The organism is Acinetobacter sp. YH12152 (genome assembly GCF_013418285.1).
GTDB classification, from domain to species: domain Bacteria; phylum Pseudomonadota; class Gammaproteobacteria; order Pseudomonadales; family Moraxellaceae; genus Acinetobacter; species Acinetobacter amyesii.
Genome location: NZ_VPCH01000088.1, coordinates 1 through 6,631 on the forward strand (window position 1 = coordinate 1; position 6,631 = coordinate 6,631).

Genomic DNA, 6,631 nt, shown 5'->3' on the forward strand with positions numbered 1-6,631 from the left:
CCTATTTAAGTGATGTGCTGAAAAGGTTGCCGACACATAAAGTGACTCAGATTGAAGAATTGCTACCACACCGCTGGAAACCTAAATCGAATTAAAAAATAGGCATGGGGTTCAGCGGACGCTTACACAAATCCGTTATTAAGGTGGCTTTGTTGCACAAAGATTTGAAATGCAAAGCGCCCCTAATTGAGCCAAATTTAAGGCGTAACTTGGGTAAGTGGTCGACCTAATTCCGTAAATCTGTTAAGGACTGCTACACGTGCATGGATCTCATTCACTTGGCTATCAAAACTCCTTGCACTGAGCTTATCTCCTAATAATTTGATGCAATGCATCTTAGTTTCAACCAAACTTCGCCGATGATAGCCTGACCATTTTTTCCAGAGTGTCCTGCCTAAACGTGTACCTGTTCGAAGTCATTCGTTTCGCTCTAGCGAGCTACTCTTTGTATCTTTCCATGGTTTCGCATTTTTTCTAGGTGGAATCACCGCATGCGCTTGCCGATCTGCAATGATCTGACGGCATTGCTTGGTGTCATAAGCTCCATCGGTATAAACAGAGTCAATCTGCTCATCTTGTGGAATCTGATTCCAAGCACCTGTGAATCACTGACATTATTGGTTGTAAGCTGAACTGCTCGTATTTGTAGGGTTTTAGCATCTATACCAATATGAAGTTTACGCCATTGGCGACGATATTCAGGTCCATGTTTCTTGCGTTTCCATTCGCCCTCACCTAGAAACTTCATCCCTGTAGAGTCCATGAGTAGATGCAGCCCATCGCTACTTTTTTGGTAGCTGATTACAATATCACTATGCTTTTGTCTTCTACAAATGGTGGAATACGAATATCCCTGATATTCGGGGCTGTCCAATTTAGTCCGCAAAGTTTAATCAGACTTTGCACAAAGCCAGTAACCATACGTAAAGACAGACGGAATAAGGATTTAATCATTAAGCAGCATTGGATAGCTGCGTCGGAGTAGATTTGATTTCGCCCTTGTTTGCCTTTTGATGGCGCATACCATTGCGTAGGAGGATCAAACCAAATGACAATATTTCCGCGACTCATGAGTGCTCGGTTATATGCGGGCCAATTGGTTGTGCGGTAGATTTTGTGTGTAGGCTTCTTCATTTGAAAATTATATCGCTGAAAAAGCCTTTACAGATAGGTTTGTGCAACAAAGCCAGTCCAAAATATGCAGCGGAATTTAGGTGTAAGATTATGGTCTCGGTTACATGAGAACAATTTGATTTTAGTACCGTGTTATTGGGGTGACCGACGAATAAGCGGATAGCCAAACTCTTTGCTCAAGCCAATTATCTTCCGAGATAATTGGCTTTCTTTCTAAAGATTCAGAACATCTAACCCAGCAGATAACTCTCGGTTTCCAAAATCAATATACTATTAAGTTTGAACTATACATATCATATATTTACAAGATATTTATATAATCCATTTTCAACAGGCTTATTTATTCTAAAATCAATTTTAACAACAGAAACAGGACCAGCATCTGTTTGCATTAAAGTCTCTTGTGCACTACCTTCGATATAACTTAGAAAACCGATAAAATAGAAATCGACACCTTCATCATCATCTTTTTTCACGAATAAAGGTAGCAATGTTCCTTGTTGCTGTGCATTTAAAATCACCTGAACATCAGGACTAGAAATTTTTCTTTTTGATTTAGACATCCACTGAAAATGTTGCGGATCAATGAACTTATCTTCATATTTTGTACTATCAGAAATATCATCTGCTTTATGATAGGTGACAAATATTGGGCAATTTGATTTATCTTTACTGGCTAAATATCCACCCACATTTTGTGGGTTTTGATTTTTTTCCCAATTTAAAATACGGAATACATCTTTACGTCCATATTTCGCATAATAAACAAAACCACGGTTGAATTTAACTATATCAAAATCTTTAAAATATTTACTGATTGCATACTGCACATTATCATTTAAGAATTTTTTAAAAGTAGAGTTTTTAAGAGCTTTCTTTAAATCATTAGAAGCAAAAAAATAAGAATTTCTTATCCCTAAAGAGCTCATTGCCCCATGATCTTTAAAATATTTAGTCGGGTTAAAAACCATATTTAAATTATTAAGTATGGATACCAAATCATCTTTAGATACACTGATTTGATATCTTTCCTTTACTTCATGTTGGAATGTCTCGACCTCTATTACATCTTGATCATATTGAATAATTTTCTCTAAAAGTAATGATTCTAGTACACGCTTTGTATTGTTAATTTCTAGAGCATAGAATTGTAATAATGCCTCTTCGAACTCATTTAAAGTTGGTGTGATTTTTTCTATCGGATTTATAAAGGAATAATAAGATTTTGCATAATTTACAAAACTAAATGGATCTCGCAAATCGGTTTGTAGAAAATCCATCATCATCGGCATACGACCAAGCCGAGTCTTTAATAACTTGTAATCATTCACTAAATCTTTTTTCATTTGAAAATTAGAATTATTAATCGAAGCAAAGATTCTTTCTTTAGCAATTTCATCAAAATGAATCGTCGATGCACCTGGTAATAATGAACCACCACTCGTCACTAATTTTCGCAATTGATCCTTATTAAATGAGCTGTCACCAAATAAAGCCATTGGGATTAGAAAGTTCTTTTCATAATTGCCAATAAAATCGATAACGGTAAGGTATTCTTTAGTTGCAGTTTTTCGTAGTCCACGACCTAATTGTTGGACATAAATAATCGATGACTCTGTTGCTCGTAGAAAAATTACTTGATTAATTTTAGGAATATCAATTCCTTCATTAAAAATATCAACCGTAAAAATCATTTCAATACGATGATTATCTACCGAGCTGATTGACTCGATCGCAGCTGTTCGCTGTTCCGTACTATTCTCACCACTTAAAGCTATACTTTGAATCCCTAAGAGATTCATTTTCCCTGCAAGCTCTTTCGCTTCTTTAACGCTAGAACAAAAAACTAAGGCTCTTAATTCGCCGTTATCTGTACCAAACTTATCTGAAGCTTCTTTGATCTTTCGAGCACGCTCATCACTAATTAAATGACCAAAATCAGTATTATCATCAATCAGCTCACCATCTATTTCTAAATCTGAAATTCCAAAATAGTGAAATGGACAAATGAGATTACATTCCATGGCTTTTTTAAGCCTGATTTCATAGGCTATGTTGTAATCAAATGCTTTGAAAATATCAATACCATCGCTTCTTTCTGGAGTCGCGGTCATACCTAAAAGAAATTTAGGTTTGAAATATTCTAAAATTTTTAAATAGCTAGCAGAGCCTGAACGATGACTTTCATCTATTACGATATAGTCAAAAGCCGCTGGTGAAAATTGAGTTAAATGATGATCTCTAGATAAAGACTGTATAGTGGCAAAAACATTATTGTACCCAGCTATATCTCGATTAGATCCTGAAAAAATAGCAGATTTAAAATCGGTCCCGAATACATTTTTGAAAGTCTGTTGTGCATCAAGAAGAATATTTTCTCGATGCACAATAAAAAGCATACTTTTTGCTTTGAAATTGCGTATATCAAAAGCCGAAAGATAAGTCTTTCCTGTACCTGTTGCAGAGATGAGTAAAGCCTTAGAAACATTGCCCTCTCGTAATTTTTCCAAACTACTCAAGGCTTCTTGTTGCATTAAATTAGGTGTAATTGAACTAGAAAGCTTTATGTTCTGTTGTGGTAGTTTCTGAACAAAGTGTTTTTGGGCCTGATATATTTCACTATATTGTGCTAAATACTCGTCAGTCAATTCTTGTGCATCATTAAATAAAGTCTTTTTTTTAAGCAGCATATCTCGCATAATTTTACTTTGAGGTAAAGCTCGAATAAAAATATTGAGCTCTTCATTTTTACTCAATGCATTAGCAGTTAAATTACTACTACCTAACAACACACTTATATGATCTTCACGCTGGAATAGGTAGGTTTTCGCATGTAAATCAGATTTCGTATCGATACGGACCTCAATATTCTTAAACTTTTTTAGTCTTTTTAGTGCATCTGGTTGAGTAAAATTAAGATACTGAGAAACTAAAATTCGACCAGGAACATTCCTGCGTTGTAAATTCTCTAGCAAAGAATAAAGTGTATTAAAACCACTCATGCTCAAAAAAGCTGTAGTGAACCAAAACCTTGTGCAATGTTCTAATTCACCTTCAAAGGTATTGATCACTTTTTCTAATGGATAATTATTTTGTACCAACTTAGTTTGATAAATATCTTCTGAATAGGAAGATTGATCAATGAAGCTTGTAATTAACCCTTTACTCAATGCATCTAGAATCATTTTCTTTGCAACTTATCAACAATAGGTAAATCTGCTGCTGCCCAGTCGAGAGTAGTTAGTTCATCAATAGTCAACCATTGATAATCCACATGTTCTAATAACTGTAAATTTTTATCATTGGTACGGCATAAGAATGTATTCAAAGAAATACTGAAGTCAGGGTAGTCATAGTCAACTGTAATAAGATGTGAATGTACTACAATCTCCATGTTTAACTCTTCTTGAATTTCACGAATAATTGCTTGCTCTGGCGTTTCATCTTGCTCAACTTTCCCACCAGGAAATTCATATTTCAAAGAAATATAATCATATTTAGATGGTGCTCTTTGTACACATAAAATTTTATCTTCATGTTTGATTACGGCAGCAACAACAGCAATTTTTTTCATAGACAATATTTTTTTTGATAAATGAGAATCTTACTATAAGCATAAGACTTAGATAAGACAGAACTTTAATAATTAAGCACTTTGAATAGCTATCAAATAAAATTTTTAAATGTATCAAACTATTTATATAGACTTATTACAGTATTCTTATAAGTTTTACCAAAAATTCAAACTTAAATTGAAACAATAATGCACAAAAAACTTACAATAAGATACACTTCTATTCAAATTAAATCCAACTACGTCACATTATGAATAAAGAACCAAATATTTTTATTAAATTCTGGGATTTTTTGACACTCAAAACCTACCATAAAAATTTATTGACAAGTGGTGGTTCGACTTATCTTACAGTTATTTCATTTATCATGATTCTTGCTGCTTTGTCGGAAGGTTTCGCATGGGGGTTTTTAGGTAGTACTTTTACTCCTAATTCACCTTACGTCGGCTGGACTATCGTAGGTGGATTCGTTTTTCTTCTAATGTGGTTTTTCGACCGATCAATGGCATCTGCTGATCTATTAAAAGATGAACATGAAAAAACCTTGAATGGTTTGCAATTAACAAAAGAACCTTTTTATTCACGGTCGGGTATCAAATCATTCATAGCAAAATATTTTCCATTTGCTATCAGGATTGGAATTGTCTGTTTATCTTTATATATTACTGCACCTTTTTTAACTCAATTAGTTTTTAAAGCAGATATTGATAATAAAATGATGGAGCAATACAAAGACAATATTGCTCTAGCGAAAAAAAATGGACTGGAAAATCGTGATAAGAAAATTGTGGAACTTGAACAGTTAGTCAACAATACTAATGAAAAATTACAGGTAGAAATCAGTGGTAAAAGTGGCACTGGATATGGTCGTGGTTACGTTGCTCAAAGTATTGAAAGGCAATTAGAAACATTACAATCAGATTTAAAATCAACTCGTATAGAAAGAGAAAGTTTTTTAGCCAAATTTGATCAAGCGGTAGATCGTGGCAATGAAGAAGAGTTAAAAAAATATGGGATTACCATTACAAAGGATAGCCCAATATTTAGGCAACAAGCCATTGAAGAATTTGAAAATCAAAAAGCTTTTAATCAAACAAAATATGCTGTAGATGTTTTTTTAATTATTCTCGGAACGATATTAATCTCTGCAAAACTTATGCAACCTCGTACTTTGCAGATGTATTTCTCAAGTCGCTTACAAGAGAAATGGGCGCTATATAAACTCGGAACATTCGATAAATACTTGCCAGAACAGGAACGCAGTGATCTTATTCTACAAACTAATCAGTCTATTCCTGAAGAATTTGAGGAGATCATGGTTCAATATGCTCAAGACCAACGTGAACGGAAAAAACAAGAAATATTAATGATTCAAGAAAAAGAAAGAATTACTCGAGAAAAGCAGCAGAAACAATTGTTAGAGGAAGAGCGTTTACTGGCTAAAGCTAAACAGGAACAAGAACGCCAAGAATTAGTGGAAGCTGAAATAGAATATTTAAACAAATTTTCTAAAAAAATAGATCAACTAGAAATTGATGAGAAAAACTTAATTGAAGAGCTCCATGATATTGAACGTACTTATAAGAACCATGAAGATAATATCGAGGCTCGCAACAAACGAATTAGTATTGCTGAAGCAGATTTATCTGATATGCAAGACCTAGCACGTAAACTTCAGCGCCCAGAAGAAAATCATACCATTGAAAGTCTGCGAGCATTTACTACTGCAGAATCTGCGGTCGTTGAGCAAAAGGCCTATATTAAAAACATTAAATCTTCATTACTAACTTTTGAAACAGAGGTGGTTCCACTTGTTTGAACAACTAAAAGCGTATTTATAAGTGATATTCTGCTCTAGTTAAGCCACCTTGTTTTGTTGCGGTAGCTGATCATAGTAAAACTCATTTGGTGTCATTTTGTCT

The 6,631-nt window shown here is 34.1% G+C and carries 4 protein-coding genes and 2 pseudogenes; 3 read left to right on the forward strand and 3 right to left on the reverse strand.

From position 1 onward, the window contains the following. On the forward strand, positions 1-95 hold a 95-nt coding region (locus FTU83_RS16605), incomplete at its 5' end, for a transposase domain-containing protein (protein WP_179993438.1). A gap of 102 nt (positions 96-197) precedes the next feature. Here the strand turns inward: FTU83_RS16605 and FTU83_RS16610 are convergent. Continuing rightward, positions 198-1,134: pseudogene (locus FTU83_RS16610) on the reverse strand (IS5 family transposase). Positions 1,135-1,189: 55 nt separating this feature from the next. Here FTU83_RS16610 and FTU83_RS17730 point away from each other — a divergent pair. Further along, positions 1,190-1,297 (forward strand): annotated as a pseudogene (locus tag FTU83_RS17730) (ATP-binding protein); the annotation flags it as partial. A gap of 130 nt (positions 1,298-1,427) precedes the next feature. Here FTU83_RS17730 and FTU83_RS16615 read toward each other — a convergent pair. Both FTU83_RS16615 and FTU83_RS16620 read right to left on the reverse strand, forming a co-directional pair. Further along, positions 1,428-4,319: a DUF3427 domain-containing protein gene (locus FTU83_RS16615; RefSeq protein WP_180107388.1), complete on the reverse strand. Its 2,892-nt coding sequence runs from the start codon at positions 4,317-4,319 to the stop codon at positions 1,428-1,430. Next, a complete protein-coding gene (locus FTU83_RS16620; RefSeq protein ID WP_180107387.1) occupies positions 4,316-4,708 on the reverse strand; it encodes a (deoxy)nucleoside triphosphate pyrophosphohydrolase in 393 nt (130 codons plus the stop codon). The genes FTU83_RS16615 and FTU83_RS16620 overlap by 4 nt, the downstream gene beginning before the upstream one ends. A 251-nt stretch (positions 4,709-4,959) precedes the next feature. Here FTU83_RS16620 and FTU83_RS16625 point away from each other — a divergent pair, with 251 nt between their 5' ends. Beyond that, the gene (locus tag FTU83_RS16625) at positions 4,960-6,528 is read left to right on the forward strand and encodes a DUF4407 domain-containing protein (protein WP_257222668.1); all 1,569 of its coding nucleotides are present in this window, start codon (positions 4,960-4,962) and stop codon (positions 6,526-6,528) included. Positions 6,529-6,631: the final 103 nt, after the last annotated feature.

Coding starts and splice junctions, on each gene's coding strand:
- FTU83_RS16615 (WP_180107388.1), bottom strand. CDS start 4,319: ATGATTCTAGATGCATTGAGTAAAGGGTTAATTACAAGCTTCATTGAT.
- FTU83_RS16620 (WP_180107387.1), bottom strand. CDS start 4,708: ATGAAAAAAATTGCTGTTGTTGCTGCCGTAATCAAACATGAAGATAAA.
- FTU83_RS16625 (WP_257222668.1), top strand. CDS start 4,960: ATGAATAAAGAACCAAATATTTTTATTAAATTCTGGGATTTTTTGACA.